The 25,077-nt window shown below is 63.3% G+C and carries 27 protein-coding genes; 12 read left to right on the top strand and 15 right to left on the bottom strand.

Annotation, left to right across the window (positions count from 1 at the left end; genetic code table 11):
- The 7 genes from R2676_RS25995 to R2676_RS25965 form a co-directional block, all read right to left on the bottom strand.
- Nucleotides 1–522: a molybdenum cofactor biosynthesis protein MoaE gene (locus R2676_RS25995; protein WP_147213567.1), complete on the bottom strand. Its 522-nt coding sequence runs from the start codon at nt 520–522 to the stop codon at nt 1–3.
- A 16-nt stretch (nt 523–538) separates the two neighbouring features.
- Complete coding sequence (gene moaD / locus R2676_RS25990; RefSeq protein ID WP_009238308.1) at nt 539–796, bottom strand: molybdopterin converting factor subunit 1; 258 nt, start codon at nt 794–796, stop codon at nt 539–541.
- Between the two features lie 12 nt (nt 797–808).
- The gene (locus R2676_RS25985) at nt 809–2,068 is read right to left on the bottom strand and encodes a molybdopterin molybdotransferase MoeA (protein WP_206271967.1); all 1,260 of its coding nucleotides are present in this window, start codon (nt 2,066–2,068) and stop codon (nt 809–811) included.
- Nucleotides 2,069–2,149: 81 nt separating this feature from the next.
- Nucleotides 2,150–2,767 (bottom strand): uracil-DNA glycosylase family protein, encoded by a 618-nt coding sequence (locus tag R2676_RS25980; protein ID WP_206271966.1) that lies wholly within the window; start codon nt 2,765–2,767, stop codon nt 2,150–2,152.
- 4 nt (nt 2,768–2,771) lie between these two features.
- Nucleotides 2,772–4,217: a threonine synthase gene (gene thrC, locus R2676_RS25975; protein WP_206271965.1), complete on the bottom strand. Its 1,446-nt coding sequence runs from the start codon at nt 4,215–4,217 to the stop codon at nt 2,772–2,774.
- Nucleotides 4,218–4,232: 15 nt separating this feature from the next.
- Nucleotides 4,233–5,552 (bottom strand): homoserine dehydrogenase, encoded by a 1,320-nt coding sequence (locus R2676_RS25970; RefSeq protein WP_206271964.1) that lies wholly within the window; start codon nt 5,550–5,552, stop codon nt 4,233–4,235.
- Nucleotides 5,553–5,652: 100 nt separating this feature from the next.
- The gene (locus R2676_RS25965) at nt 5,653–6,894 is read right to left on the bottom strand and encodes a pyridoxal phosphate-dependent aminotransferase (protein ID WP_009277534.1); all 1,242 of its coding nucleotides are present in this window, start codon (nt 6,892–6,894) and stop codon (nt 5,653–5,655) included.
- Nucleotides 6,895–7,191: 297 nt separating this feature from the next.
- On the opposite strand from R2676_RS25965, the gene R2676_RS25960 reads away from it, so the two are divergent.
- From R2676_RS25960 to R2676_RS25905, 12 genes are all read left to right on the top strand, one after another.
- A complete protein-coding gene (locus R2676_RS25960; protein WP_206271963.1) occupies nt 7,192–7,572 on the top strand; it encodes an Mth938-like domain-containing protein in 381 nt (126 codons plus the stop codon).
- Nucleotides 7,573–7,576: 4 nt separating this feature from the next.
- Nucleotides 7,577–9,247 (top strand): glycosyltransferase family 39 protein, encoded by a 1,671-nt coding sequence (locus tag R2676_RS25955; RefSeq protein ID WP_206271972.1) that lies wholly within the window; start codon nt 7,577–7,579, stop codon nt 9,245–9,247.
- Between the two features lie 126 nt (nt 9,248–9,373).
- Nucleotides 9,374–9,745 (top strand): SMR family transporter, encoded by a 372-nt coding sequence (locus R2676_RS25950; protein ID WP_012761830.1) that lies wholly within the window; start codon nt 9,374–9,376, stop codon nt 9,743–9,745.
- 39 nt (nt 9,746–9,784) lie between these two features.
- Nucleotides 9,785–10,945: a DegT/DnrJ/EryC1/StrS family aminotransferase gene (locus R2676_RS25945; protein WP_206271962.1), complete on the top strand. Its 1,161-nt coding sequence runs from the start codon at nt 9,785–9,787 to the stop codon at nt 10,943–10,945.
- Nucleotides 10,946–10,952: 7 nt separating this feature from the next.
- Nucleotides 10,953–11,948 (top strand): glycosyltransferase, encoded by a 996-nt coding sequence (locus tag R2676_RS25940; protein WP_027677542.1) that lies wholly within the window; start codon nt 10,953–10,955, stop codon nt 11,946–11,948.
- Complete coding sequence (locus R2676_RS25935) at nt 11,945–12,886, top strand: formyltransferase (protein ID WP_316887556.1); 942 nt, start codon at nt 11,945–11,947, stop codon at nt 12,884–12,886. Before R2676_RS25940 ends, R2676_RS25935 begins: the two co-directional genes overlap by 4 nt.
- 16 nt (nt 12,887–12,902) lie before the next feature.
- Nucleotides 12,903–13,961 (top strand): bifunctional UDP-4-keto-pentose/UDP-xylose synthase, encoded by a 1,059-nt coding sequence (locus R2676_RS25930; protein ID WP_102067067.1) that lies wholly within the window; start codon nt 12,903–12,905, stop codon nt 13,959–13,961.
- Nucleotides 13,962–13,983: 22 nt separating this feature from the next.
- Complete coding sequence (locus tag R2676_RS25925) at nt 13,984–14,877, top strand: 4-deoxy-4-formamido-L-arabinose-phosphoundecaprenol deformylase (protein WP_206271960.1); 894 nt, start codon at nt 13,984–13,986, stop codon at nt 14,875–14,877.
- A gap of 94 nt (nt 14,878–14,971) precedes the next feature.
- Entirely contained in the window at nt 14,972–15,436 is a 465-nt protein-coding gene (locus R2676_RS25920; protein ID WP_206271959.1) for a peroxiredoxin, read from the top strand.
- 466 nt (nt 15,437–15,902) lie between these two features.
- Entirely contained in the window at nt 15,903–17,630 is a 1,728-nt protein-coding gene (locus R2676_RS25915) for a PhoH family protein (RefSeq protein ID WP_206271958.1), read from the top strand.
- A 119-nt stretch (nt 17,631–17,749) separates the two neighbouring features.
- A complete protein-coding gene (locus tag R2676_RS25910) occupies nt 17,750–18,175 on the top strand; it encodes a hypothetical protein (RefSeq protein ID WP_027677547.1) in 426 nt (141 codons plus the stop codon).
- 141 nt (nt 18,176–18,316) lie between these two features.
- Nucleotides 18,317–19,066 carry a C40 family peptidase gene (locus R2676_RS25905; RefSeq protein ID WP_206271957.1) on the top strand — a complete coding sequence of 250 codons (750 nt, stop codon included), beginning with the start codon at nt 18,317–18,319 and terminating at the stop codon, nt 19,064–19,066.
- An 81-nt stretch (nt 19,067–19,147) separates the two neighbouring features.
- Here the strand turns inward: R2676_RS25905 and R2676_RS25900 are convergent, their stop codons facing one another.
- The 8 genes from R2676_RS25900 to R2676_RS25865 form a co-directional block, all read right to left on the bottom strand.
- Nucleotides 19,148–20,158: an inorganic phosphate transporter gene (locus tag R2676_RS25900; RefSeq protein ID WP_004626498.1), complete on the bottom strand. Its 1,011-nt coding sequence runs from the start codon at nt 20,156–20,158 to the stop codon at nt 19,148–19,150.
- Nucleotides 20,159–20,172: 14 nt separating this feature from the next.
- Complete coding sequence (locus R2676_RS25895) at nt 20,173–20,799, bottom strand: DUF47 domain-containing protein (RefSeq protein ID WP_206271956.1); 627 nt, start codon at nt 20,797–20,799, stop codon at nt 20,173–20,175.
- Nucleotides 20,800–20,945: 146 nt separating this feature from the next.
- Nucleotides 20,946–22,334 carry a replicative DNA helicase gene (locus tag R2676_RS25890; protein WP_027677550.1) on the bottom strand — a complete coding sequence of 463 codons (1,389 nt, stop codon included), beginning with the start codon at nt 22,332–22,334 and terminating at the stop codon, nt 20,946–20,948.
- Nucleotides 22,335–22,476: 142 nt separating this feature from the next.
- Nucleotides 22,477–22,929 (bottom strand): 50S ribosomal protein L9, encoded by a 453-nt coding sequence (gene rplI, locus R2676_RS25885; RefSeq protein WP_206271955.1) that lies wholly within the window; start codon nt 22,927–22,929, stop codon nt 22,477–22,479.
- A gap of 24 nt (nt 22,930–22,953) precedes the next feature.
- Nucleotides 22,954–23,232 carry a 30S ribosomal protein S18 gene (gene rpsR, locus R2676_RS25880; RefSeq protein ID WP_037022304.1) on the bottom strand — a complete coding sequence of 93 codons (279 nt, stop codon included), beginning with the start codon at nt 23,230–23,232 and terminating at the stop codon, nt 22,954–22,956.
- A gap of 12 nt (nt 23,233–23,244) precedes the next feature.
- Complete coding sequence (gene priB / locus R2676_RS25875) at nt 23,245–23,571, bottom strand: primosomal replication protein N (RefSeq protein ID WP_027677552.1); 327 nt, start codon at nt 23,569–23,571, stop codon at nt 23,245–23,247.
- A gap of 41 nt (nt 23,572–23,612) precedes the next feature.
- Entirely contained in the window at nt 23,613–23,981 is a 369-nt protein-coding gene (gene rpsF / locus R2676_RS25870) for a 30S ribosomal protein S6 (RefSeq protein WP_039595966.1), read from the bottom strand.
- A 93-nt stretch (nt 23,982–24,074) separates the two neighbouring features.
- Nucleotides 24,075–25,067: an asparaginase gene (locus R2676_RS25865; protein ID WP_206271971.1), complete on the bottom strand. Its 993-nt coding sequence runs from the start codon at nt 25,065–25,067 to the stop codon at nt 24,075–24,077.
- Nucleotides 25,068–25,077: the final 10 nt, after the last annotated feature.

The raw sequence follows: 25,077 nt of genomic DNA, 5'->3' as shown, positions 1-25,077 counted from the left end.
TTATTCGTAGTCGTTGGGTTGCGCCGATGCGCCGGGCTGATCAGCCGTGCGTGTCGCCGCGTTGGAGGTGGCAATGCCCCAGCGGGCGAGCGCCTTGTCGTCGGTGACACGCGCGTCGACCCAGCGCGCGCCTTCGGGCGTCTGTTCCTTCTTCCAGAACGGCGCCTCGCTCTTGAGGTAATCCATGATGAATTCGCACGCGGCAAAGGACTCGCCGCGATGCTTGGACGCCACCGCCACCAGCACGATCTGGTCTTGCGGCTTGAGCTTGCCCACGCGGTGGATGACGAGCGCGTCGATCAGTTCCCAGCGCTGCATGGCCGCGCTCACGATGTCGGCGAGCGCCTTTTCGGTCATGCCGGGATAGTGCTCCAGCTCCATCTCCGACACGCCCGTGCCGTCGTTGATGTCGCGCACGGTGCCGATGAAGCTGGCCACCGCGCCAATGTTCGGGCGGCCGGCACGGAGCGCTGCAATCTCGGCGCCGAGGTCGAAGTCGGCTTCCTGCACGCGGACGGACATGTTTGGTCTCCCGCGCTCAGCCGCCGGTCACCGGCGGGAAAAAAGCGACTTCACAGCCGTCGTGCACGGCGGTATCGGCCGGCACGATCTGGTGGTCGACCGCCATGCGCAGCGCACGGCCTTCGGCCAGCGTTTCGCCCCAGACCGGGCCGCGCTGCGCGAGCCAGCGGCGCACATCACCCACGGTGCGCACCGCTTCCGGCACAACCACCTGCTCCTGCGAGGTTCCCAGCTGTTCACGCACGCTGGCAAAGAAACGAAGCTCGATCTGCATGGCCATCGCTCCTTACACCAGGCCTGCAAACGGCAGGAAGCTGACGACATCGCCCGATGCAATCGGCTGATTGGGCGGGTTGTCGATCAGGCCATCGCCCCACACGGTGGAGGTCAGCACGCCCGAACTTTGGTTCGGGAAGAGGTCCAGCCCGCCGTTGGCATTGATGCGCGCACGCAGGAACTCGTTGCGGCGATCGCCCTTGGGCAGCGCAAAGTCGGCGCGCATCGGGATGCGCTTCGGTGCCACGTCGGCCACGCCTTGCAGGCGCAGGATGAACGGCCGTACGAACAGCAGGAAGGTGACGAAGCTCGACACCGGGTTGCCCGGCAGGCCAATGAAAAATGCGGTCGGGCCGCCCACCATGCCTTCGGGGCGGCGTACCTCTCCAAAGGCCAGCGGCTTGCCCGGCTTGATGGCGATCTGCCAGAGGTTCAGACGCCCTTCGGCTTCCACCGCCGGCTTGATGTGGTCTTCCTCGCCCACCGACACGCCGCCGGAAGTGATGATGAGGTCGTGCGCCTCGGCCGCTTCGCGCAGCGTGTCGCGCGTGGCTTGCAGCGTGTCGGGCACGATGCCGAAATCGGTGATGTCGCAACCGAGGTTTTCCAGCAGCGCGCGCAGCGTGAAGCGGTTGGAGTTATAGATAGCGCCCGGCTTGAGCGGCTCGCCGGGCATGGCGAGTTCGTCGCCGGTAAAGAACACGGCCACCCGCGGACGACGCACGACGTGCAGATTGGCGCAGCCGACCGAAGCCGCCAGGCCCAGTTGCTGCGGGCCGAGGCGCGTGCCACGCGGCAGGATTTCGGCGCCGTCGGCGATGTCCTCGCCGGCGCGACGGATCCACTCGCCGGATTCCGGCACGTGGTCGATGACGACGGTGCCCGTGTCGGGGTCAGCCTTGCATTGCTCCTGCATGACGACCGCATCGGCGCCCGGCGGAATCAGCGCGCCGGTGAAGATGCGCGCCGCCTCGCCCGCATTCAGCGGCTGGCCGACATGGCCGGCGGGAATGCGCTGCGCCACCTTCAGGCGCGTGCCCGGCGCGGTGATGTCGGCGGCGCGCACGGCGTATCCGTCCATCTGCGTGTTGTCGGCGGGCGGCACGTTCAGGCTGCTGCGCACGGACTCAGCGAGCACGCGCCCGTTGGCATGCAACGTCGACACGGTTTCGGTCTCGTGCAAAGCGCGCACTGCGGCAAGCAGTTGCGACAGCGCCGCATCGAGCGTCAGCAAGGACGGTTTGACGGCGGGAGCATCGTTGGCGGACATGCGGGAATGGGAAGGCAGAATCGAAAAGGAGATTTCGATTGTATCGGTTCCAGGCCGATGCCATGCATCAGCCCAGGCGTATCAAGCGAATGCGTCGGCCAGCGCCGCCCGCAGTGCCGGCACGATGTGCGCGTCGAACCACGGGTTGTGTTTGAACCAGGCCAGGTTGCGTGGGCTCGGATGCGGCAGCGGAAACAGCACGCGGCCGTCCGCGTCGTGCAGGGGCCCGTTGCGCACGACGTCGGTCAATGACCAGTCGCGCGGCACATCAAGGTAGTTGCGCTGGGCATAGGTGCCCACCAGCAGCGCGAGCCGCACATCGGGCATCGCCGTCAGCAGCGGCCGGTGCCATTTGGGCGCGCATTCCGGGCGGGGCGGCAAATCGCCGTTCGCGCCGGTGCCCGGAAAGCAGAAACCCATCGGCACCACGGCGATGCGGCGGTCGGCGTAGAAATCGTCGTACGAGATTTGCAGCCACTGACGCAGGCGGTCGCCCGAGCGGTCGTTCCAGGGAATACCCGTCTCGTGGACGATGCGGCCCGGGGCCTGCCCGATGATCAGGACGCGGGCGCGGCGGTCCGCGACGACAACAGGGCGAGGCTCGTGTGCCAATGCGCCCTGGCACTCGCGGCAGGCGCGGATGTCGTGCAGGCAGCGCTCGAACGCTGCTCCGGCGACGTCATCCGGCACTGCTTCCATCGCTTTAGAGACCGGTGTGCTGGGCGATGTAGACCTTGATGCGGTCAGCGTCTGCCGGCATGACTTCGAAGCGCTGCGGCAGCGATTCGATATCGGCGTAGCCAGCCGGGCGCTCCGGCTCGCGGTCCAGCGCTTCGCGAATGGTGTCGCCAAACTTGGCCGGCAGCGCCGTTTCCAGCACCACCATCGGCACGCCCGGCGTCAGGTTCTCGCGCGCCACCTTCACGCCGTCGGCGGTGTGGGTGTCGATCATCGTGCCGTAGGTGGCAAACACATCGCGGATGGTATCGACGCGGTCCTCGTGCGAGCTGCGGCCCGAGACAAAGCCGAACTCGGCGATGCGGTCGAACTCCGGCTTGCCCGTCATCGAGAAACCGCCCTTTTCGTCCACGTCGCGGAAGAGTTGCGCGAGGCGCGCCGGATCACGATCCAGCAGGTCAAACACGAAGCGCTCGAAGTTCGACGCCTTGCTGATGTCCATGCTGGGGCTGGAGGTGTGGTACGTCTGGGCGGCCGAACGCACGCGGTACGTGCCGGTGCGGAAGAACTCGTCGAGCACGTCGTTCTCGTTGGTGGCCACGACGAGCTTGTCGATCGGCAAACCCATCATGCGTGCGATGTGGCCCGCGCAAACATTGCCGAAGTTGCCCGACGGCACGCAGAACGACACCTTGTCGCCAATCTTCGGGGCGGCCAGCAGGTAGCCCTTGAAGTAGTAAACGACCTGGGCGACGACGCGCGCCCAGTTGATCGAGTTGACCGTACCGATCTTCTGGCGGGCCTTGTAGTCGAGATCGTTCGACACCGCCTTGACGATGTCCTGCGCGTCGTCGAACACGCCTTCGATGGCGATGTTGAAGATGTTCTTGTCTTGCAGGCTGAACATCTGCGCGGTCTGGAACGCGCTCATCTTGCGATGCGGGCTCAGCATGAACACGCGCACGCCGCGCTTGCCGCGCATGGCGTATTCGGCGGCGCTGCCCGTGTCGCCGGAAGTGGCGCCGAGGATGTTCAGCTCGGCGTGCTCACGGTCGAGCGCGTATTCGAACAGGTTGCCCAGCAGCTGCATCGCCATGTCCTTGAAAGCCAGCGTCGGGCCGTTCGACAGGCACAGCAGCGACAGCGACGTGCCGCCCTCCTCGCCCAGCTTGTGCAGCGGGGTGATGTCGGCGGTGTTGTCGCCCGCGCGTGCGTTGCAGTAGACCTCGGGGGTATAGGTACGGCGGGTCAGTGCGCGCAGGTCGTCTTCAGGAATGTCGGTGGCGAACTTGCGCAGGATCTCGAAGGCAAGGTCGGCGTACGGCAGGTCGCGCCAGCGGGTCAGCTCTTCAACGCTGACTTGCGGATACTGCTCGGGCAGGTACAGGCCACCATCCGGCGCCAGGCCACCCAGCAGGATGCGGGAGAAACTTTGCGGCTCTGCGTGGCCGCGGGTCGATCGGTATTGCATGCTCGTGTCCTGCGCTTAGTTCAGTTCTTCCATGCGGATGCGCGTGACCTTCGACAGCACGGTCGGCAGCGCTTCGATGGCGGCGACGGCGGCGTTCACGCGCTTCTCGACCGTCACGTGCGACAGCATGATGATGTCGGTCTGCGGCTCGCCTTCGCGCGATTCCTTCTGCAGCATGGCGTCGATCGAGATGCCGCCTTCGGCCAGGATGCGCGTGATGTCGGCCAGTACGCCGGTTTCATCCGCCACGCGCATGCGCAGGTAGTAGCTCGAACGCACTTCGTCGATCGGCAGCACGGGCGTATCGGACAGCGCGTCCGGCTGAAACGCCAGATGCGGCACGCGGTGTTCCGGGTCGGCCGTGTGCAGGCGCGTCACGTCCACCAGATCGGCGACGACGGCCGAAGCGGTCGGCTCGGCGCCGGCGCCCTTGCCGTAGTACAGCGTCGGGCCGACGGCATCGCCGTTGACGACCACGGCGTTCATCGCGCCTTCGACGTTGGCGATCAGGCGCTTGGCCGGCACCAGCGTCGGATGCACGCGCAGCTCGATGCCGGCCTCGGCACGGCGTGTGATACCCAACAGCTTGATGCGATAGCCCAGTTCTTCGGCATAGCGAATGTCGACGGCTTCCAGCTTGGTGATGCCTTCCACGTAGGCACGGTCGAACTGCACCGGCACGCCGAACGCGATGGCGCTCATGAGCGTCAGCTTGTGCGCGGCGTCAAAGCCCTCGATGTCGAAGGTCGGATCGGCCTCGGCGTAGCCCAGGCGCTGGGCTTCCTTCAACACGGTGTCGAAGTCCAGGCCCTTGTCGCGCATCTCGGACAGGATGAAGTTCGTGGTGCCGTTGATGATGCCGGCGATCCACTCGATGCGGTTGGCCGTCAGGCCTTCGCGCAGTGCCTTGATGATGGGGATGCCACCGGCCACGGCGGCTTCGAATGCCACCATCACACCCTTGTCCTGCGCGGCCTTGAAGATCTCGTTGCCATGCACGGCCAGCAGCGCCTTGTTGGCGGTGACAACGTGCTTGCCATTGGCGATGGCGCGCAGCACCAGTTCGCGCGTCAGGTCATAGCCGCCGATCAGCTCCACGACGATATCGATCTCGGGCGAATCCACAATCGCAAACGGGTCGTTCACCACCGGCACGGTCGCACCGGCTTCCTGCACGATGGCGCGCGCGCGGTCGAGATTGCGCACGGCAATCATGGCGACTTCAATGCCGCGACCCGCGCGACGGCGGATTTCTTCCTGGTTCCGTTGCAGAACCTTGAGGGTACCGCCACCGACGGTACCGAGCCCGAGCAGGCCGATCTTGATGGGATTCATGAGACGTGTCGTAGAGAAACGAAAAAGCGGAGAAGCAAAAAACACACAGGGCAGACGCCTCGGTCTGCCCCGCAATTACTGATCTGGCGGAAGACCGATCTTATGCGGCCCGGATGCCAGTACCGTGACGTTGACGGTACCGCTCCAGGAAGCGCGCAATTCGGCCAATCGCTTCACGAAGATCGTCTTCGTGCGGCAGGAAGACGATGCGGAAGTGGTCTGGCGAGTGCCAGTTGAAGCCCGTGCCCTGCACCAGCAGCACACGCTCTTCTTCCAGCAGTTGGCGGATGAAGGTCTGATCGTCTTCGATCGGGTACACGGCCGGGTCCAGGCGCGGGAACATGTACAGCGCAGCCTTGGGCTTCACGCAGGTCACGCCGGGGATCGCCGTGATCAGCTCGTGCGCCAGGTCACGCTGACGGCGCATGCGGCCGCCCGGCGCCACCAGGTCTTTGATGCTCTGGTAGCCGCCCAGCGCAGTCTGGATCGCCCATTGGCCCGGCACGTTGGCGCACAGGCGCATCGACGACAGCATGTTCAGGCCTTCAATGTAATCCTTGGCCGGGCGCTTGTCGCCGGACACGACCATCCAGCCCGCGCGGTAGCCGCACGAGCGGTAGCTCTTCGACAGGCTGTTGAACGTCACCGTCAGCACGTCTTCCGATAGCGAACCGATCGCCGTGTGCTTGTTGTCGTCGAACAAGACCTTGTCGTACACCTCATCGGCGAAGATCACCAGGCCGTGCTCGCGCGCAATGGCGACGATGCCAAGCAGCAGTTCGTCCGAATACAGCGCGCCGGTCGGGTTGTTCGGGTTGATGACGACGATGCCCTTGGTGTTGGGCGTGATCTTGGCGCGAATGTCGTCGAGGTCCGGCATCCAGCCGTTGGCTTCGTCGCAGGTGTAGTGCACCGGCGTGCCACCCGAAAGGCTCGTCACGGCGGTCCACAGCGGATAGTCGGGAGCCGGCAGCAGCAGCTCGTCGCCGGCGTCGAGCAGCGCGTTGGTGGCGAGCGAAATCAGCTCTGACGCGCCATTGCCCAGATAGATGTCGTCCAGCGTGACGTTCTTGATGCCCTGTTCCTGCGTGTAGTGCATCACCGCCTTGCGCGCCGCGAAGATGCCTTTGGAATCTGAATAGCCGGCCGAATTCGGCAGGTTACGGATCATGTCCAGCTGGATCTCTTCCGGGGCATCGAAACCGAATGGGGCGAGGTTGCCGATATTCAGCTTGATGATCTTGTGGCCGTCTTCTTCCATCTGCTTGGCCTTTTCGAGCACGGGGCCACGAATGTCATAGCAGACGTTGTTGAGCTTGGCGGATTTCTGGATCGTTTTCACGGGCAAGGCGGCGATGGGCGACGTTGAACGGGCTTGAACTACGGGCATTCTGTGGCACAGCACAGCGGCGACGGTAACGCCACACAGCGGCAGGCACCGCTGCGCTTATTCCTTGCCGGGCATCGCTTATGGCGCGGCGGGCGAAGGAGAGAAAAAGATATAATTTAGCCCATTATGACAGACTTAGGCGGGCATTTTTGCAACGCAGCGAAACCCGCCCGGACGTCTGAAACCTAGCGCCTCTGCCAGCGTGCCGCCGCATGCGCCGCAGGCATCGCGCCCGATGGGATTCCCGCCTTGAAGCTCCATACATCCGATTCGTCGACCATCCTCAATACCGTCACCGGCTATGGCGACGGCTATATCGAAATCAACAAGGTGCGCTACGAGCACTCCGTGCTGGTGATGCCCGAGGGCGCCGTGGTGCCGTGGGACCTTGCGCGCTTTGAGGACCTGACGCCCGAGCATTTCTCCCGCCTGCTCGAACTCGGCGCCGAAGTGGTGATCTTCGGGACAGGCAACAAGCTGCGCTTCCCGCACCCGAGGCTGACGGTGCCGCTCACCGAGAAGCGCATCGGCGTGGACGCCATGGACCTGCAGGCCGCCGGCCGCACATACAACATCCTGATGCTGGAAGGCCGCAAGGTGGCCGCCGCCCTGCTGATCGAGCGTGCCTGACCGCATGCCGATCGACCGCACCGCCCAAGCGCCCACCCTCCCCTGGCGCAACGCTTCCCTTTGGCTGCTGGCCGCTGCGTTCCTGGCCGTCTGGCTCGGTACGCTGGGCTACCGGCACCTGATTCCCACCGACGAAGGCCGCTACGCTGAAATTGCGCGCGAGATGTTCGTCTCCGGCGACTGGGTGACCATCCGTTACAACGCCCTGAAGTATTTCGAGAAGCCGCCGCTGCAGATGTGGGGCACCGCGCTCGCCTATACGCTCTTTGGCATCGGCGACTGGCAGGCACGGCTATTCACCGCGCTTTCCGGCATCGTCGGCATTGTTTTCACGATGCTGGCGGCGGCGCGGTGGTGGGGCAAGCGGACGGCCGTCATCAGCGGCCTGGTGCTGGTGAGCGCGCCTCTATGGAATGTCGGCTCGCACTTCAATTCACTCGACATGGGCGTGGCCGGCTGCATGACCATGGCGCTGGGCGCGCTGTTGCTGGCGCAACATCCGGATGCGACGCGCGCGCAGCAGCGCGGCTGGATGTGGGCCTGCTGGGCGTCGATGGCGCTTGCGGTATTGAGCAAGGGCCTGATCGGCGTGGTGCTGCCAGGCTTCGTGCTGGTGGTCTACACGGTGGTCGCGCGCGACTGGGCGCTCTGGAAGCGCCTTCATCTCGTGACCGGGCTGATCATCTTCTTTGCCGTGGGCGCGCCTTGGTTCGTGTTGATCTCGATGCGCAACCCGGAATTTGCCTGGTTCTTTTTCGTGCACGAGCATTTCCAGCGCTTCACGTCGACCGTCCACAACCGCAATGCGCCGCTCTGGTATTTCGTGCCGCTGCTGGTGGCCGGTTTCCTGCCTTGGCTGGCGCAATTGCCCGGCGCCGCGCGCCTGACCATGGCGCGTGCCGAAACCGCCAGCAACGGCTTCCGCCCGACGCTGGTGCTTGGCCTGTGGGCCGTTCTGATCTTCGCGTTTTTCAGCATTTCCGACTCGAAGCTGCCGGGCTACATCTTCCCGATCATTCCCGCGCTGGCGATTCTGGCGGCCCTGGTGCTCGAACACACCAGCGAGCGCGCGTGGCGCTGGCAACTCAGGGCCTTCCTGGCGCTTGCGCTGGTCGGCCTCGCAGCCAGCGGTTACGTGGCGACGATGTCGTCCGGCATGTACCCGAATGCAGTGTTTTCCCGCTTTGCGGTATTCCTGGCCGTGGCATTTGCGGCGGGAGCTGCGTTCACGTGGCTCGCCATTCGCTTGGCGGGCCGGCGCTTCGAGAGCGTCGCCGCGTTTGCGTGCGCGTGGTTCCTGACGTTTACGGCGGCGATGCTCGGCCACGAAGCGTTCGGGCGCTCGATGTCGGGTATCGATCTCGTGCCTGCCGTCCGGCCTTGGCTCAAGCCCGACGTGCCGTTCTATGCGGTGGAGCGTCTGGACCATACAATGCCGTTTTACCTCGGCAGGCCCACCATCATGGTGCAGGAGCCCGACGAATTGGCCTTCGGCGTGGCGCAGGAGCCGACCAAGTGGGTGCCGACCACCGAAGCGTTCGTGGCGCGCTGGAAAGCGGGCGGCCAGGCCGTCGCCATGATGGGGCCGGGGACCTATGATCGACTGACGGCCCAAGGCGTACCGATGATCGTGATCGCCCGCGATGCCCGCCGCGTCATCGTCCGGCGCAACTAGGTTTTACCGCCACGGATTCTCGAAAGGGGCGCGCAAGCGGAATTGTCGTAACATGCGCCCCGGCGGCGGGATTGAGAATGTTCGTACGGGGAAACCGCCGCAGTCTGCAAAACATCAAAAGAACACATGAATCTGGTCACTTTCGGGCTGATCCTGACGGGCGTCATGCTCAATGCCTGCGCCCAACTGCTGCTCAAGGCGGGCGTCAACAACATCGGCCGCTTTGCGTTTTCGGCTGACAACATCCTGCCGATCGGCATCAAGCTTGCAACGCAGTGGCCCATCATTGGGGGGCTGTCGTGCTACGTCATCTCGGTGGTGGTGTGGATTCTCGGGCTGTCACGCGTGGATGTGACCATCGCGTATCCGATGCTGTCGCTGGGCTACGTGGTCAACGCTTTCCTGGCGTGGTATCTGTTTGGCGAAGTGCTGACGGTGCAGCGCCTGATCGGCATCGCCATCATTCTCGTCGGCGTCCTTGTGCTGGCTCGTTCGTGAGCCGATCTGCCCACACCGGCCCCCAACCTCATTCAAGTCATGACGCAAACCACCGCCACTGCCGAGCTTCCCTTCCTGCCCTTCGTGCGCCCGACCATTGACGAAGCGACCATCGCTGCCGTGGCCGATGTGCTGCGTTCGGGCTGGATCACGTCGGGGCCCAAGGTCGCCGCATTCGAAGCCGCGCTGTCGGAATACTTCGGCGGCCGTATCGTCCGCACATTCGCCAACGGCACGGCCACGATGGAGGTCGCGCTTCGCATCGCCGGTATCGGCCCCGGCGATGAAGTCATTACCACGCCGATCTCGTGGGTCGCCACCTCCAACGTGGTGCTGACGGTCGGCGCCAAGCCTGTCTTCGTCGATATCGACCCCGTGACGCGCAACATCGACCTGGACAAGGTCGAAGCCGCCATCACGCCGCGCACCAAGGCGATCATTCCGGTCTATCTGTCGGGGCTGCCCGTCGACATGGACCGTCTGTACGACATCGCCCGCCGCCACAAGCTGCGCGTGGTGGAAGACGCCGCACAGGCCATTGGTTCGCGCTGGGGCGACAAGCGCATCGGCGAGATCGGCGATCTCGTCAGCTTCAGCTTCCAGGCCAACAAGAACATCACGACCATTGAAGGCGGCGCGCTGGTGCTCAACACACCCGAAGAAGCCGTGCTGGCCGAAAAATATCGCCTGCAGGGCGTCGTGCGTACCGGCTTTGACGGCATGGAAGTCGATCTGGTGGGCGGCAAGTTCAACCTGACCGACGTGAATGCGGTGATCGGCCTGGGGCAGTTCGCTCAGCTGGAAGCCGTCACTGCCCGCCGGGCTGCACTGGCCCGCCGCTACTTTGCCGGCATGCGCGCGGCCGACATCGAGTCGTTCGGCGTCGAACTGCCGGTGGAGAACTTCACGAATACCAACTGGCACATGTTCCAGATCGTGCTGCCGCTGGACCGCCTGAAGGTCGATCGCGCCGGCTTCATGGCCGGCCTGAAGACGCTGGGCATCGGCGCGGGCGTGCACTATCCACCGATCCACCTGTTCAAGCTCTATCGCGAACTCGGCTGGAAGCCGGGCATGTTCCCGGTGGCCGAGCGCATTGGCCGTGCCATCGTTACGCTGCCGATGTTTGCCGGCATGGAAGATTCCGATGTGGATCGCGTGGTCAGCGCGGTCCGCCAACTTTGCGCCCAGTACCGATAATCCAATAATGAAGACACCCGCTCTCTCGGTCGTCATTCCTGTTTACAACGAAGAAGACGGGCTCGCCGCGCTGTTTGCGCGTCTGTATCCCGCACTCGACGCGCTCGGCATCTCGTATGAGGTCGTGTTCGTCAACGACGGCAGCCGCGACCGCTCCGCCGCCATGCTGGCCGAACAGTTCCGCGCGCGCCCGGACAGCACGCGCGTCGTCCTGTTCAACGGCAACTACGGCCAGCACATGGCCATCCTGGCGGGCTTCGAACATGCGCGCGGCGAACGCGTCGTCACGCTCGATGCCGACTTGCAGAACCCGCCGGAAGAAATCGGCCGCCTAGTCGAAAAGCTCGACGAAGGCTACGACTACGTCGGCACCATTCGCCGCGTGCGCCAGGACAGCTGGTTCCGCCGCACCGCGTCGCGCGCAATGAACTCGCTTCGCGAGCGCATCACGCACATCAAGATGACCGACCAGGGCTGCATGCTGCGCGCCTACAGCCGGACCATCGTCGACACCATCAACCGCTGCCGCGAAGTCAACACCTTCATCCCGGCGCTGGCCTACACCTTCAGCAAGAATCCCACCGAAATCGAAGTCGACCACGAAGAGCGCTTCGCGGGCGAGTCGAAGTACTCGCTGTACAAGCTCGTACGCCTGAATTTCGACCTGGTGACGGGCTTCTCGGTGGTGCCGCTGCAGTGGTTCTCGGCGATCGGGATGCTGCTCTCGTTCGCCTCTGCAGTCCTGTTCATTCTGCTGGTGATACGCCGCTTCGTCCTGGGCGCGGAAGTCCAGGGCGTGTTCACCCTGTTCGCCATCACGTTCTTCCTGATGGGCGTACTGCTGTTCGGTATCGGCTTGCTGGGCGAATACATCGGCCGGATCTATCAACAAGTGCGCGAGCGCCCGCGCTATCTGGTGCAGGGCGTGCTGGAAGAAACGTCGCACCTGCATGAAGCCGGTGCCGCCGACCTGAAGACGGGCACGCAGCGAGGTGTTGCATGAGTGCTGACACCCCACGGCGCGCCGTCGTTTTCGCGTATCACAACGTCGGCGTGCGTTGCCTGCGCGTGCTGGCCGCGCGCGGCATCCAGGTCGAACTCGTCGTCACGCATGAAGACAACGCTGCGGAGAACATCTGGTTCGGCAGCGTGCGCGCCACCGCACAGGAATTAGGTATCCCCTTCATCACGCCGGACAACGCAAACGGCGAAGACCTGCAAGCGCGCATCGCCGCCATTGCGCCGGACTTCATCTTTTCGTTCTATTACCGGCACATGATCCCGATGCGCCTGTTGAGCCTCGCCAAATTTGGGGCGTTCAACATGCACGGTTCGCTGCTGCCCAAGTACCGCGGCCGCGTGCCCATCAACTGGGCGGTCCTGCACGGCGAGACCGAAACCGGCGCCACCCTGCACGAAATGGTCGAAAAGCCGGATGCCGGCTACATCGTCGACCAGACCATCGTGCCGATCCTGCCGGACGACGCCTCGCACGAAGTGTTCGAAAAGGCCACTGTTGCGGCCGAGCAAACCCTGTGGCGTGCGCTTCCCGCGATGATTGCCGGGCAAATCCCGCAGCACCCGAACGATCTGGCCAACGGCAGCTATTTTGGCGGCCGCAAGCCCGAAGACGGCCGCATCGACTGGTCCAAGCCGGCCCAGCAGGTCTATAACCTGATCCGCGCCGTGGCGCCGCCCTACCCCGGCGCCTTTACGGACGCCGGCAGCGAACGCTACATCGTCGCACGGGCCCGTCTGGCGCATCAAACCTTTACGAATTTGCCGCCGGGCCTGCACGTCGTGGATAATGCGATGTTCGGCGTGTGCGGCGATGGGGGAGCCATCGCCATTCACGAGCTCTGGCGCGTCGAGCCCCAAGCTGCCGGCGGAACGTCCGTCGTGACCGCGCAGCAGCTCGCCAGCCAGCTCGCCCTCTCCTGATCTTGAGTTTGCCTTCATGAAAAAAGTACTGATCCTCGGCGTCAACGGCTTCATCGGCCACCACCTGTCCAAGCGCATCCTGGAGACCACCGACTGGGAGGTCTACGGCATGGACATGCAGACCGAGCGTCTGGGCGACCTGGTCAATCACCCCCGCATGCATTTCTTCGAGGGTGACATCACCATCAACAAGGAGTGGGTCGAGTATCACGTGAAGAAGTGCGACGTGATCCTGCCGCTGGTGGCCATCGCCACGCCGTCGACCTACGTCAAAGACCCGCTGCGCGTGTTCGAGCTGGACTTTGAAGCCAACCTGCCGATCGTTCGCTCGGCTGCCAAGTACGGCAAGCACCTCGTCTTCCCGTCGACCTCCGAGGTCTACGGCATGTGCAGCGATTCGGAGTTCGATCCGGAAGCCTCGCCGCTGATCTACGGCCCCATCAACAAGCCGCGCTGGATTTACGCCTGCTCCAAGCAGCTGATGGACCGCGTGATCTGGGGCTACGGCATGGAAGGCCTGAACTTCACGCTGTTCCGTCCGTTCAACTGGATCGGCCCGGGCCTCGACTCGATCTACACCCCGAAGGAAGGTTCGTCGCGCGTGGTGACGCAGTTCCTCGGCCACATCGTGCGCGGCGAGAACATCAAGCTCGTCGACGGCGGCAGCCAGAAACGCGCGTTCACGTATATCGACGACGGCATCGACGCGCTGGTGCGCATCATCGCCAACAAGGACGGCGTGGCCTCGGGCAAGATCTACAACATCGGCAACCCGTCGAACAACTACTCGGTGCGTGAACTGGCCAACATGATGTTGGAACAGGCCGCCCAGATCGACGAGTACAAAGACACCGCCAAGCAGGTCCAGCTGGTGGAAACGACTTCCGGCGCCTACTACGGCACCGGCTACCAGGACGTGCAGAACCGCGTGCCGAAGATCGCCAACACCATGGAAGACCTCGGCTGGAAGCCGACCACGGTGATGAAGGACGCGCTGGCGAACATCTTCGAAGCGTATCGCACGCACGTGGCTGAAGCCCGCAGCCTGGTCGAAGACGGCAACGGCAACAAGTAAAGGCAACACCCCGCGCAGGTTCATGGCTCTCATCGTTCTCAAGATCGACGTCGACACCCTGCGCGGCACCCGCGAAGGCGTGCCCAACCTCGCGCGCATGTTGCGCGAGCACGAGGCGGGCGCGACCTTCCTCTTCAGCCTCGGACCGGATCACACCGGCTGGGCGCTGCGCCGGGCCTTTCGCCCCGGTTTCCTGAAAAAGGTTTCCCGCACGTCGGTCGTCGAGCATTACGGCTTTCGTACGCTGATGTATGGCGTGCTGCTGCCCGGCCCCGACATCGGCCGCAAAGCCGCTGCCGAAATGCGAGCCATTGCCGAGGCAGGTTTCGAGACGGGCATCCACACGTGGGATCACGTGCTCTGGCAAGACAACGTGCGCCAGCGCGATGCCGGCTGGACCGTCCGCCAAATGGCCGCCGCTCATGCGCGCTTCATCCAGGTATTCGGCAAGCCCCCCGTGACGCACGGTGCCGCCGGCTGGCAAATGAACGACCACGCGTTCCGCCAGATCGACCACTGGGGCATGGCCTACGCCTCCGACGGCCGGGGCACGCATCCGTACATCCCGAGCGTTGACGGCAAGGCGCTGAACCACGTGCAATTGCCGACCACGCTGCCCACGCTCGACGAGCTGATCGGCGTGGAAGACATCACCCTCGACAACGTCGCCCGGCACATCCTGAAGATGACCGAGTCCGACCGCGACCAGGTCTTTACGTTGCATGCGGAACTTGAAGGGCAGAAACTCGCCCCGATCTTCCGCGAGTTGCTGCGAGGCTGGCGCGCGCAAGGCCATCGGCTTGGGTCGATGGGCGATTACTACGCAACGCTCGATCGCAGTACCCTGCCCGTGCAGCCCGTTACGTGGGGCGAAGTTGCCGGCCGCAGCGGCAGCCTGATCGTTCAACCGGCCTGATCCTTCCGATCGCCGGTTTGGCGGCTGGCGCAGTGCCTCAGCATTGCTCGTCCACGAGCTTCCTGTCTCTTCCCGAGGTTTTCCGGAACACACCATGCCCGTCACGATCGACAAGCCTCTTCCAGATTTCTCCGCACCAGCCACCAGCGGCATCACGTTTTCGCCGGCATCGCAGCGCGGCAAGATCGTCGTGCTGTATTTCTATCCGAAGGACAACACGCCCGGCTGCACCACCGAGGCGATGAATTTCCGCGACCAGTACGACGCCTTTGAAGCGGCCGGCGCGGTGGTGTTCGGCATCTCGCGCGACAGCCTGAAATCGCACGAAAACTTCAAGGCGAAACTCGAGATGCCGTTCGAGCTGATTTCCGACGCCGACGAAGCCGTCTGCAACATCTTCGACACGATCAAGATGAAGAAGATGTACGGCAAGGACGTGCGCGGCATCGAGCGCAGCACATTCCTCATCGACAGCAAGGGCGTGCTGCGCCAGGAATGGCGGGGCGTGAAGGTGCCCAACCACGTGGACGATGTGCTGGCGGCGGTGCGCGCGTTATAACTGCGCGTAAAGCCGATCGCGCACGAAAGCGCCGTGCTCGGCATGCAGGCGCTTGCTTTTCCGTTGATTTCGTCATCAATCGTGGCGCAGTTTGGACGGCGCCACACGTCATGTGTGACGGATTGCAAATCACAAAAGCTTCCGATACAGTCGGAACCGATGAGTACGAAATCCGGATGCCATTCCGATAGCCCACGACGGTACCGGCGGCCAAGTTGGCCTGATACCGCTTCTGCGTTTTTCCCGGCAAACAGGCTGGGCAGAACGTCCGAATCGTGCAGCTTGTCGTGGCGTTCATCCAGGCCGCCTCACCTCTCGCAGGTCATGGCGGCTTTTTTGTGGCCGTCGCCCATGCATCGAACCCTGCGACGCGCCCATCCGTTTTCCCATGCTTTCCGCCAGCACCGCCTCGCCATGTGCGCGGGCGGTGGTTCGTCGTTGTTCCACCCAGAGAGGTAATCGAAGCATGCCGCTGCCGACCATGCCCACCCAGCCAGCCCAATTGCTTGACCCGGCTGAATTCAAGCCTTTCGGCAAAGCCGGAAAGCCGAAGGCGGGTCAGGAACCTCGAAAACCGGTGCCAGCGCTCGAGCGCGAGGCGCTGTCAGAAACCGGCCGTGCGCAACCTAAACGCAATGCAGCCAGCACGGCCCGCGCCCGCTCGGGTGAAGCGTCCCCTATGGCGAAAGACACTTCGCGCGAACATGCGGGCATTCTCGCCAAGGCCGTCGACAAAGTAAGCCCGACGGGCAAATCGACCGAAACCGCTGCCCGCCGCCGCACCCGCCGCGACGAAGGCCCGGCTAAGCTATTCGTGCTCGACACCAACGTGCTGATGCACGATCCGACATCGCTCTTCCGTTTTGAAGAGCACGACGTCTATCTGCCGATGATGACGTTGGAAGAGCTCGACAACCACAAGAAGGGCATGAGCGAAGTCGCGCGCAACGCTCGCACCGTGAGCCGCACGCTCGACCAGCTCGTGGCGGGCACCGATGGCGTCATGGACGACGGCCTGCCGCTCGCCAAGCTGGGTAATCGCGATGCGCAGGGGCGCCTGTTCTTCCAGACGCGCCTGAACGACATCAAGCTGCCCGATGGCCTGCCGCAGGGCAAGGCGGACAACCAGATCCTGGGCGTGGTGGCCGCGTTGCAGCAGCAGCGTCCGGACCGATCGGTCGTGCTGGTGTCCAAAGACATCAACATGCGGATCAAGGCGCGCGCCCTCGGCCTGCCGGCGGAGGACTACTTCAACGACCGCGTGCTGGAAGACACCGACCTGCTCTACAGCGGCATCATGGCGCTGCCGGCGGACTTCTGGCAGAAGCACGGCAAGAACATAGAGAGCTGGCAGGACCCGAAGACGGGCACGACGTTCTACCGCCTGTCGGGACCGCTGGTGCCATCGTTCCTGGTCAACCAGTTTGTCTTCCTGGAGCCGAATGACGGTAGCCTGCCGCTGTATGCGCAGGTGAAGGAGCTGAACGGCAAGACCGCCGTGCTGCAGACGCTCAAGGACTACACGCACCAGAAGAACAACGTCTGGGGCGTGACCGCGCGCAACCGCGAGCAAAACTTCGCGCTGAACCTGCTGATGCATCCAGAAGTGGACTTCGTTTCGCTGCTGGGTCAGGCCGGCACAGGCAAGACGCTGTTGGCACTGGCGGCGGGCCTGGAGCAAGTGCTGGATCAGAAGCTCTACAACGAGATCATCATCACGCGCGCCACGGTGCCCGTGGGTGAAGACATCGGCTTCCTGCCCGGCACGGAAGAAGAAAAGATGCAGCCGTGGATGGGCGCCTTCGACGACAACCTCGAGGTGCTGCAAAAGTCCGACGACAACGCCGGCGAATGGGGCCGCGCAGCCACGCAGGAATTGATCCGCTCGCGCATCAAGGTCAAGAGCATGAACTTCATGCGCGGTCGTACCTTCGTCAACAAGTTCCTGATCATCGACGAGGCGCAGAACCTGACGCCCAAGCAGATGAAGACGCTGGTCACGCGCGCGGGCCCCGGCACCAAGATCGTCTGCCTGGGGAACATTGCGCAGATCGACACGCCGTATCTGACCGAAGGGTCGTCGGGCCTGACCTACGTGGTGGATCGCTTCAAGGGATGGAGCCACAGCGGGCATATCACGCTGGCGCGCGGCGAGCGCTCGCGACTCGCAGATCACGCCTCCGACGTGCTGTAAAAATCACGCCGCGGCAAAATCGTCTGCCGCAAACCGTTGTGCCATCAGGCTGCGCTTTTGCGCGGCCTTTTTTTTGCTGCACTCCGGGCACCTGTCTTTTTTCCCGATGGAGGACAAAGATGCCCATGCAGCCAAACCTGCAGACCCGATCGCGCTTGACCCTGACGTCGGCCGCGCTGGCGATGATGCTGTCCGCCGGCGCATCCGTTGCGCTCGCCGACGACCTCACGCCGAAGACCGCCGGCCAGATCAGCTACGTCTGCGGCGGCGTTGCACAGGACGAACAGCAGGCGCTGAACAGTGAGTCTCGCAACTACAACCTCTCTCTGCTATTCACCCAAGGCGCGCGCGGCGAGTATCTGGCCGATGTCGACGTCCAACTCACGCGGCACGGCAAGGAGGTCGCAAGCTTTCGCGCCGACGGCCCGCGCTGTCTGATCAAGGCACCGCCGGCCAGCTATAACGTCATCGCCACATACCAAGGCACCACCAAACGAGCAACGGTGCAGACCGGCAGCACGCGCAACGTCCAACTGCGCTGGTAAAACTGCCCGCAAAACGCGACGCCATCAGGGCAAAATTCACAGACCCGCGCCCTGCTTGGCGTTGCGCCTCGCCAACACGCAGTTTGGCTTTCTGACGCGGCGCGCATAGCATGCTCGCTATCCGGACTCTCCTGATGGCGCATGCTGACGCGGTACAGCTCTTCCGATGGCACTACCCGACTCGCAGGCGCGGCTCTGCTTGCACTGGTCTGCCTGCTGTCCGCCTGCTCGTCGACGCCCACGCGTTCCACTGCCTCCCGCGACCAAGGACTGCGCACACGCGGCGCGCCCATCCAGGATCCGAGCGCGGGTCTGGAAGAGATTTCCATCGAAGCCATGGCGCTGGTTGGCACGCCCTACCGCTACGGCGGCAATACGCCCGACAGCGGCTTCGATTGCAGCGGGCTCGTGCGCTACGTCGTGCAGCGCGCCGCTTCCGTGAACCTGCCGCGCACCGCCGCCGAAATGGGCCGCCGCGGCACCTCGCTTGACCGTCGCGAAGTTGCCTCGGGCGACCTCGTCTTCTTCAACACGACCGGCCAGCCCAATTCGCACGTGGGCATCTATGTCGGCCAGAATCGGTTCGTTCATGCGCCGGCCACGGGTGGCACGGTGCGCCTGGAAGACATGACCAAGTCGTACTGGGCAAGCCGCTATATGGGCGCGCGCCGCGTCGTCGCCGCGAGCAACCTGCCGGATGCACCGGCGCCCGCCAACACGCCAATCACACCGGCACCTGCCAGCCCTGCCCGCCCGATCGACGATGACCCGCTCGGCACCCTCGCCCGCACGCGCGAGGCCCAGGCTGAGCGCCTGATGTCGACGCGCATACCGCCGGCTGCAACGCCGCCAGCGGACGACGACCCCATCGCGCGCTTCGCCACGCAATAGCGCATCGCTCGCGCCAATGCAAAACGCCCACCGGTTTGGTGGGCGTTTCGTTTTTCGCTGTGAATCAGCAGCCGACTTTCATTACAGGACGTGTCGGCCGATCCACCAGGCGATGGCGGCCATGAACGCTGATGCGGGAATCGTCAACACCCACGCCCAGACGATGTTGCCTGCCACCCCCCAACGCACGGCGGAAGCTTTTTGCGCCGCACCGACACCGACGATGGCGCCCGTGATGGTATGCGTGGTCGACACCGGCACGCCCAACGCCGACGCGAAGAACAGCGTCATGGCGCCACCGGTTTCAGCGCAGAAACCGCCCACCGGCTTGAGCTTGGTGATCTTCTGGCCCATCGTGCGCACAATGCGCCAGCCGCCCAGCAGCGTACCCAGGCCAATCGCCACATAGCAGCAGACGATGACCCAGATCGGCGGTTCGGTTGCAGTAGCGGAGGCGTACCCACCGGCAATCAGCAGCATCCAGATGATGCCGATCGTCTTCTGCGCATCGTTGCCGCCGTGGCCAAGGCTGTACAGCGACGCCGACAGCAACTGCAAGCGCCGGAACCATCGGTCCACCTTGGATGGCGGCGTTCGGAAGAACAGCCAGGACACCGCCACCATCAAGAGCGAGCCGAGAATAAAACCCAGCAACGGCGAAATCAGGATGAAAGCCACGGTCTTGAGCAAACCACTGGCCACCAGCGAGCCGGTGCCAGACTTGGCCACAGCCGCGCCGACCAGGCCACCGATCAGCGCATGCGACGAGCTTGACGGAATGCCGTAGTACCACGTAATGATGTTCCACGCGATCGCGCCCACCAGCGCTCCGAAGATGACGTAGTGGTCGACGATGGACGGATCGATCGTGTCGCGCCCCACCGTGGTTGCCACCTTGAGGTGGAAGATGAAAATGGCGATCACGTTGCAGGCCGCAGCCATCGCCACTGCCTGTTGTGGCTTGAGCACGCCGGTCGACACCACCGTCGCGATGGAGTTGGCGGCGTCGTGGAAACCATTCATGAAGTCGAACACGATGGCCAGCGCCACCAGTAGAACGACCACCCAGAGACTGATCTGAAGCGTATGCATGAGGCGTCGTCTCGTCAGGCGTTTTCGAGCACGATGCCTTCGATGATGTTGGCGACATCCTCGCAACGGTCGGTGATGCTTTCCAGCTGCTCGTAGATAGCCTTCAGTTTGATCAGCAGCTTGATGTCGTTTTCGGTGCGGAACAGCTTGGCCATCGCAGCGCGCATCACACGATCGGCTTCCGACTCAAGGCGGTCGATTTCCTGGGCGATGGTCAGAATCTGACGGCCGTTGTTCATGTCGCTGAGCAGCGCGACCGCCTTGCGGACTTCCTCGCAGCACGCCACACAGATCGTCGCAAGCTGGCGCGATTCGTCCGTCAGGTTGGTCACGTCGTACAACGAGATGGTGAGCGACACGTCTTCCATCAGGTCGAGGATGTCGTCCATCGTCGTGATCAGCTTGTGGATCTCGTCACGGTCGAGCGGCGTGATGAAGGTCTTGTGCAGCAGCTCGATCGTGTCATGCGTGATGCGATCGGCTTTCTTTTCAAAGTTCTGCACATTGCGTGCATGCATTTCGGCATTGGGCAAGTCATTGACCAGTTCCGTGAGCGCGTGGGCCGCCTTGACGGCGCACTCGGCGTGCTGGTTGAAGTACTCAAAAAACTTGCCTTCGGTGGGCATGAAGCGACCGAACATGATGATCCTTGGGAACGGGAAAAGCAGGAGTCGTAAAAACAACGCCGGACGGGATCACCGCCGGCGCTGTCATTAAAACGCAATATTTTACCGGAACCGGCACCGCGACACGCGGCACGTTGTGACCGGCCGACACGTATTACACGTTACGTATCGTTGTCAAAGAAGGCATTGCCCCCGGTGAAATTATCGAACTTCGTGTATTCACCCAGGAACGTGAGACGAACGGTACCAATCGGGCCGTTACGCTGCTTACCGATGATGATTTCGGCCGTCCCCTTGTCCGGAGAATCGGGGTTGTAGACCTGGTCACGATAAATGAACAGGATCACGTCGGCATCCTGTTCAATAGCGCCGGATTCACGCAAGTCCGACATCACCGGACGCTTGTTCGGACGCTGTTCCAAGCTTCGGTTCAACTGCGACAGCGCAATCACCGGGCAGTTGAGTTCCTTCGCCAGGCCCTTCAGCGAACGCGAGATTTCGGAAATTTCAGTCGCCCGGTTTTCGCCGCCGCCCGAGCCCGACATCAGCTGCAGGTAGTCGATGACGATCAGGCCCAGCTGCCCGCACTGCCGTGCAAGCCGGCGCGAACGCGCCCGCAATTCCATCGGGTTCAACGCAGGGGTCTCATCAATGAAGAGCTGCGCGTCATTCATCTTCTGGATGGCGTGCGTCAGGCGCGGCCAATCCTCGTCGAGCAGTCGGCCGGTACGCAGGCGGTGCTGATCCAATCGGCCGACGGAACCCAACATACGCATGGCGAGCTGCGTGCCCGCCATTTCCATCGAGAACACGGCCACCGGCAGGCCCTGCTCCACCGCAACGTGTTCGCCGATATTGAGCGAGAACGCCGTCTTACCCATCGAGGGGCGACCGGCAACGATGATCAAATCGCCGCCCTGCATACCGCTGGTCATGCGGTCGAGGTCAACGAAGCCGGTTGGCACACCGGTGATGTCGCTCTGATTGTCGCGGTGGTACAGCTCGTCGATGCGCTCGACCACCTGCGTCAGCAGCGGCTGGATTTCCAGGAAGCCCTTCTGCCCGCGGGAGCCCTCTTCCGCAATCGCAAATACCTTGGATTCGGCTTCGTCCAGCAGCTGCCGCACGTCGCGGCCCTGCGGGTTGAAAGCGCCGGCGGAGATCTCATCCGCAATCGTCACCAGCTGGCGCAGCACACCGCGGTCACGAACAATTTCCGCATAGCGGCGGATGTTAGCGGCGCTCGGCGTGTTCTGTGCCAGGGCGTTCAGGTAGGCCAGACCGCCCACCTCTTCCGCTTTGCCGGCAGCCTGCAACTGCTCGTACACCGTGATCACGTCGGCCGGCTTGGCCTGCGAGATCAGCTTGCCAATGTTGTGGAAAATCAGCCGGTGGTCGTAGCGGTAGAAATCGTGCTCGTTGATGAAATCGGCAATGCGATCCCAGGCGGCGTTATCCAGCAGCAACCCGCCGAGCACCGATTGTTCGGCCTCGATGGAGTGCGGCGGCACCTTGAGGGAATCGAGCTGGGGATCGGAGGGCGCGTTCATGGCGGGATTATAACGGCGCTGCTCAGTCTTCAATCTGAACCCCTGACACAAAGGACAACAAAAAAAGGCAGAGACTTTCGTCCCTGCCTTCTTGACTCGCGTCGACGGGTGACCCGGGCGCCGCGAGGTACTGCGTGCGTGCTTAGACCGACTCGCCCTGCACCGACACGTTCACGTCAACTGCCACGTCGGTGTGCAGCGACACGACGACCGGGTGGTCGCCCACGGTCTTCAGCGGGCCGTTCGGCAGGCGCACTTGCGCCTTCTCGACCTTGAAGCCTTGTGCAACCAGTGCCTCAGCGATGTCGTGGTTGGTGACGGAGCCGAACAGACGGCCATCCACACCAGCCTTTTGCGACAGTTGCAGCGTCAGGCCGTTCAGCTTTTCGCCTTCGGCTTGCGCAGCAGCCAGCTTTTCAGCAGCCAGCTTTTCCAGTTCAGCGCGGCGGGCTTCGAATTCCTTGATGGCGGAATCGGTAGCGCGGCGGGCTTGCTTGTTCGGGATCAGGAAGTTACGAGCGTAACCGTCCTTCACGCGCACCACGTCGCCCAGGTTGCCCAGGTTGACGACCTTCTCGAGCAGAATAATTTGCATTGTGAGTTCTCCTTATCCCGCTGATTAGTGCTTGTGCTGATCGGTGTACGGCATCAGCGCGAGGAAACGTGCGCGCTTGATGGCCGTGTCCAGCTGGCGCTGATAGATCGCGCGCGTGCCGGTCAGGCGGGCCGGGGTGATCTTGCCGTTCTCGCCAATGAAGTCCTTGAGCGTGTCCAGATCCTTGTAGTCGATCTGCTCAACGCCGGCCACGGTGAAGCGGCAGAACTTCTTGCGCTTGAACAACGGGTTTTGCTGCTGGAAGCGCTTCTTGTTCTTCGCGTCGCGCTGCTTCTTGTTCATGAATGCCATGATTCAATCCTTTACGAATACGTTACATCCGGAGATGTGAAAGACCAGTGCCTTACTGCTGCGGTGCTTGCGGGCCAGGAATCCGACGCAATCCAGGACGGTGCCCGGAGCGATGCGATCCAGAACGGAAGCCATCTTGCCGGCGGCCAGTGCTTCCATCGAAAACTCGATCTGTCGCACTGTCTGCGCTTCGATCACCTGTCCGCTGTATGCAAGCAGACAATTGACGATCGGCACGCCGGCTGGGGTGTATCGCATCACCTCGCGCTCGACCAAAGTGGCGACGAGCTGCAGATGGTTGATGGCGTTGTCCCCGTGGGCTTCGTTCATGCTGGCGATGCGCGATCAGGCTTGCGCAGCACCGCGCGGCATCAGGCGGCCTGTTCGGTCTGAGCAGCGGCCTTCTTGGCCTCTTCGCGTGCGACTTCCTTCATCATCGGCGACGGAGCCGTTTCAGCCTTCTTGGTCTGAACGATGAGGTGACGCAGCACGGCGTCGTTGAACTTGAACGCGTGTTCGAGTTCAGCCAGGGTTTCCTTGCCGCACTCGATGTTCATGCACACGTAGTGAGCCTTCGCGAGCTTCTGGATCATGTAGGCCAGTTGACGACGGCCCCAGTCTTCGACGCGGTGCACTTGGCCGCCTTGCGTGGTGACCGTGCTCTTGTAGCGCTCGATCATCGCGGGCACTTGCTCGCTCTGGTCCGGATGGACGATGAATACGATTTCGTAATGACGCATTGACGCTCCTTGTGGATTAAGCCGCCCGGGCGTCACACTCCGGTGCAGCAAGGTTGGTTAGCCTGCCATTATACGCAGGCTTTGGCGATTTTTTCAATATCGATCAATGACTTGCTGCAGGGAGGCAACTTCTGCCTGGGCGCGGCCCGATGCCAGAAGCAACGTCAGCAGCACACGCGCCTTATATGGATTGAGCGAGCCGCTTGCAGCCCAGCGTTCCGCGCCCGGCTGCGCGGGCACCACGCCGGCACCGGTACGGGTTGAGCGCACAACGAAAACACCCTGCTGACTGGCCCGGTTCAGCGCCGCTTCAAGATTGGCGTGGATGGAGCCGGCCCCAGTTGCGGCAATCACCAATCCCTTCACCCCGGCATCGACCAACGCATCGACCAGACGCGCATCAGGCTGCGCATAGCTCGCCAGCACTTCAACCCATGGCCACTGGCCCGCTGGCGGCATCGGCAAGACGTCTTCCGCAGCCACACGCTGCGCCGCCCGCTGGAACTGCACCTGGGCGTCGAGCACGAAACCCAACGGCCCCGCATCCGGCGAAACAAACGCCTCCACTGCGTAGGTGTGACCCTTCTGCACATCGCGGGCGGCATGCACCCGCTGGTTAAGCGCGACGAGAACACCGCACCCGCGTGCAGACGGGCTGGCCGCCAGCCGCACCGCATTCAGCAGATTCAACGGACCATCCGCCGACAGCGAGGTCGACGGCCGCATCGCCGCCGTCAGGACGATCGGCGTATCGGTCTGCTGGGTCAGGTGCAGCAGCATCGCGGTTTCTTCCAGCGTGTCGGTGCCGTGCGTGATGACCACGCCGTCCACACGCTCGACGTCGATCCAATGACGGATACGGGCCACCAGCTTTTCCCATACGTCGAACGTCAGGTCCTTGCTGTCGATCTGTGCGACCTGCTCGGCACGCACGTTGGCGAGGCGCTCCAAGCCAAGCTTGCTGGCCGCGAGCAGTTGATCGATGGGGACGGCGCCAGCGCGATAGCGTGCGGCGGAGCCAGCGTCGTCGGCAGAGCCGGCGATCGTGCCGCCGGTGGCGAGGATGGCGATGGTAGGCAAGGACATCGTTGCAGAC

Source organism: Ralstonia flatus (assembly GCF_958439105.1).
GTDB classification, from domain to species: domain Bacteria; phylum Pseudomonadota; class Gammaproteobacteria; order Burkholderiales; family Burkholderiaceae; genus Ralstonia; species Ralstonia flatus.
The sequence above is the reverse complement of the archived record's forward strand: the minus strand, read 5'-3'. Positions and strand labels throughout refer to the sequence as shown.